This window comes from Amycolatopsis sp. NPDC059235 (assembly GCF_042754125.1).
Classification (GTDB): Bacteria; Actinomycetota; Actinomycetes; order Mycobacteriales; family Pseudonocardiaceae; genus Amycolatopsis; species Amycolatopsis albidoflava.
The window spans coordinates 1-1014 of the sequence record NZ_JBHZAG010000196.1 but is presented as its reverse complement, the minus strand read 5'-3'; the positions used below and the strand labels follow the sequence as shown (position 1 = coordinate 1014).

Here is a 1014-nt window from a genome sequence, read left to right as displayed (position 1 = left end):
TCCCTCAGAGGGTGTTGTGGAACCTGGTGTTCGGTTCGGTGTGTCGGCTGTGGTAGCGGCGTGGCGATGGTGATCATCGGGTCGGGTGTGCGTCTGTGTGTGCAAACCGGTTTATGACTCGTCGTTGACGGATGCGCAGTGGGCGGTGGTCGAGCCGCTGCTGCCGAGGCGGCATCGGAGTCTGGGCGGGCGTCCGCCGGTGCATGCGCGCCGGCTGGTGATCGACACGATCAGTTACGTGCTGGCCAGCGGGTGCGCGTGGCGGCTCGTGCCGCGTGATCTCGCGCCGTGGACCACGGCGTATCGGGTGTTCGCCGCCTGGACCGCCGACGGCACGTGGCAGCGGGTCCACGACGTGCTGCGCGAGCGGGTCCGCGAAGCCGACGGGCGGGACCCGCAGCCGTCGGCGGCGGTGCTGGACTCGCAGTCGGTGAAGACCAGCGAGGGCGGCGAGCAGGTCGGTTACGACGCGGGGAAACGGGTGCGGGGCCGCAAACGGCACCTGCTGGTGGACACGCTCGGGCTGGTCCTGGGCGTGGCCGTGACCTCGGCGTCGGTGCAGGACCGGCCCGGAGCCCGGCGGTTGCTGGCCGGGCTCCGGGCACGGTTTCCGCGGCTTGGCCTGGTGTGGGTGGACGGCGGCTACGTCAACTCGAAAGACGCCACCCTCGTCCGCTGGGCCAAGGACCATGTGGACCTGGAGATCGTGGCGGTGCCCAGGAATGCGGATGTGGCAGGGTTTCAGGTGCTGCCCCGACGGTGGGTGGTGGAACGAACCTTCGGCTGGCTGACGAGGTGCAGGCGCTTGACCCGCGACTACGAACGCACAACGGCGCACGCCGAGGCGATGATCCAGTTCGCGATGATCCGGCTGATGGCCGCCCGCCTCGCCGACGAACACATCGAACCCCGCGGCCCCATCGAAACCGAAGCAGCCCGCCGCCTAACAGAAGACCACGACGACTAACCACCCAGGTTCCACAACACCCTCTCAGGGTTCCCCTCACGGACCGC

The 1014-nt window shown here is 69.1% G+C and carries 1 protein-coding gene; it reads left to right on the top strand.

Translation table 11 applies throughout. The annotated features are described in order from the left end of the window. The first annotated feature begins 85 nt into the window (after positions 1 to 85). Positions 86 to 967 carry an IS5 family transposase gene (locus ACFXI3_RS47135; protein WP_378408763.1) on the top strand — a complete coding sequence of 294 codons (882 nt, stop codon included), beginning with the start codon at positions 86 to 88 and terminating at the stop codon, positions 965 to 967. Positions 968 to 1014 lie beyond the last annotated feature (47 nt).